Source organism: Pedobacter sp. CG_S7 (assembly GCF_040544395.1).
Classification (GTDB): Bacteria; Bacteroidota; Bacteroidia; order Sphingobacteriales; family Sphingobacteriaceae; genus Pedobacter.
This window is the reverse complement of record NZ_JBEONS010000094.1, coordinates 1-2,244: the sequence shown is the minus strand read 5'-3', so window position 1 is coordinate 2,244 and position 2,244 is coordinate 1. Positions and strand designations below refer to the sequence as shown.

At 33.2% G+C, this 2,244-nt stretch carries 4 protein-coding genes; 2 read left to right on the top strand and 2 right to left on the bottom strand.

From position 1 onward, the window contains the following. The first annotated feature begins 190 nt into the window (after window positions 1–190). Window positions 191–817: a hypothetical protein gene (locus AAKU52_RS17390; protein WP_354335906.1), complete on the top strand. Its 627-nt coding sequence runs from the start codon at window positions 191–193 to the stop codon at window positions 815–817. Between the two features lie 220 nt (window positions 818–1,037). Here AAKU52_RS17390 and AAKU52_RS17385 read toward each other — a convergent pair whose 3' ends face one another. Both AAKU52_RS17385 and AAKU52_RS17380 read right to left on the bottom strand, forming a co-directional pair. Further along, window positions 1,038–1,229, bottom strand: coding sequence for a hypothetical protein (locus AAKU52_RS17385; RefSeq protein WP_354335905.1), 192 nt, complete (start codon window positions 1,227–1,229; stop codon window positions 1,038–1,040). Window positions 1,230–1,331: 102 nt separating this feature from the next. Then, entirely contained in the window at window positions 1,332–1,856 is a 525-nt protein-coding gene (locus tag AAKU52_RS17380; RefSeq protein WP_354335904.1) for a hypothetical protein, read from the bottom strand. A gap of 41 nt (window positions 1,857–1,897) precedes the next feature. Between AAKU52_RS17380 and AAKU52_RS17375 the strand changes: the two genes are divergently transcribed. Then, complete coding sequence (locus AAKU52_RS17375; RefSeq protein ID WP_354335903.1) at window positions 1,898–2,161, top strand: hypothetical protein; 264 nt, start codon at window positions 1,898–1,900, stop codon at window positions 2,159–2,161. Window positions 2,162–2,244 lie beyond the last annotated feature (83 nt).

Below are 2,244 nucleotides of genomic sequence, written 5' to 3'. Positions count from 1 at the left end.
AGGGGTCTCTGGTAACCAAAAGGCTAAAAGCCGGCTGGGACGATCAATTTCTCCTTAAAATTTTAAATCAAATTTAAATGCGTTGACCCTGGGAATTACTTCAATTTTACGAAAGGGGATAGATATATGCTGTGGTTTATCCAGCATACTGTAATTAAAAAAACACAATTGATATCTTTAGTAAAAAAACATGAACCCAGAAAATAATATTACACATATATTTTGGAGTTTAACTCAATTGAATATGGCGATTCGAGAACTTGAAACATTGTACAAGCATAGGACCAATGAGCTAGAACTGGAATTATTAAATCATCAAATGTTTAAGATATTTCATCTGGCATTGAAAAATTTAGTAATCATTGAATATTGTAAATTATTAGAGATTTCTAATTTAGTCGATGGTAATGGTAATGATGTCGTTGAACATATGGCTTCTATATTCAAATTTTACAAACTCACTATGAGAGATAAAGTTGGTGCAAATGTATCACTTTCAAGTAATTTGAAGAAGCTAAAGAAAATAGTCAAGACACCGTTTTACATAATGATGAAAGATTTACGGAATAAAAAACATGCTCATTCCGACAATCATATTATTTCAACGCCTTATCATGTTCCATCTTTTTCTGATGATGATATGAAGATCCTTAATGAGCATTTTATATTATTAAATAGCTTATTTCATGCCTGTGCTGATGAATATGAAAAAGTACATTACGATACAGAAAGTTACCAATCTGAAATTGAATATTATGTAAACAGGTACGCAAAGCATAGTGAATTTTACTATCAAAAAAGTGGGATGTTAATTTAATTAAAGATTAAAAAGCGTTAAATTTTAGTTTCTTCAATGAGAACGGATGTAAGCTGGCAGCATAAGAATGGAGAGAATATTCAAGTGGTATATTGAGTCTTTAGGTTAATGAATACTTATTCTCTGAACATACTCTGAAAGCCTTTCTTTTTCGAATATACTCTTCGATGGTATTTTCGATAATAATAGAAATAAGTGTCTATTATTCAAATTTCACAGCTCAATCCATCACTGGACAAACCATTTTAATTAACCCCTCTCCACCATTTTCAAAACAGCATTTAATATCCTGATCATTAGTGCCACCAAAGTTAACTAATTCGTTATGATGTAACCACTCTGAAAAATTATCTAGTAGAGTGATCTTGGAATCCTCTACTACTTCCTTTATTATGGTAGTACTCTTAGGCATTGCCTACAAGCTATATAGCGGATTGCCGGGGATGCAGGCCATGTTTTATGGCGTAAGTGCCACTGTAAGTTTACGGTACTAAAACATTAATAATAAGCCAACTTAAATTCTTGGAATTTGATATGTCAACATCTCATAAAAACCACGCACATCAGTAGAACAGGTTATCAATGAAAACCGTGCAATATTAGAAGTATATTTCTCAATATGTTCTTCTATCTTAAGATCATTTTTCAGTTGAGAACTCATCGCTAGGACATAGATAATATTTTTTGAAAAGAGATCGACAAAACCAGTTTTGCCCAAACCTTGAGTATTACGCCCTAGACCTGAAACTTGTTGATAAACCTTTTCGAGAAACGTATTATCTCCAGAACTTTTAGTTTCATTAAGTCTCCTTGCTGAAATCAAGATTTGATTTGTCAAATCTCTAATTCTAGCATCAAAACCATACTTCTGTAATCGGTAAATAAAACTGCAGAGAAAATGGCAATTAGTAATACACAATAATTGGCAACAATAGTGCAGGATAATCGGCAACAATGATGCAGAATAATTGGCAACAATAAATACATTATCCAAGGCGGGCTTTAGCCCAGCCTTAGATAAAGCACCTTTGTCTTTCACCAAAAAGATAAAGTGCAATGAATTATTATTTAAGCAAAATTATGATGTATCATTTAGTAAACCAAATGGACCGCGATGGCCATTCCATTACCAGGATTGCAGAGTATTATGAGCTGAACTGGCGTACGGTTAAGCAGCTGCTTTCCATCAGTGAGGAGCAATACCTGTATGAACTTGAAAATGGGCGTAGCCGCGTTCTAAAACTTGATTCTTTTCAGGACTTTGTCAAAGAAAAGTTGAAGGCATTTCCCGACACCTCAGCAGTGGAGTTGGTACCTTTGAGTGGAGACAGATTTAAGAAATAGAATTAAATTTGTTAATACATGGCAAGAGTATTTGATGAGTCATTTAAGAAAATGGCAGTAGAATTATCCTATTTAAAGGATTC

Coding starts and splice junctions, on each gene's coding strand:
- AAKU52_RS17390 (WP_354335906.1), top strand. CDS start 191: ATGAACCCAGAAAATAATATTACACATATATTTTGGAGTTTAACTCAA.
- AAKU52_RS17385 (WP_354335905.1), bottom strand. CDS start 1,229: ATGCCTAAGAGTACTACCATAATAAAGGAAGTAGTAGAGGATTCCAAG.
- AAKU52_RS17375 (WP_354335903.1), top strand. CDS start 1,898: ATGATGTATCATTTAGTAAACCAAATGGACCGCGATGGCCATTCCATT.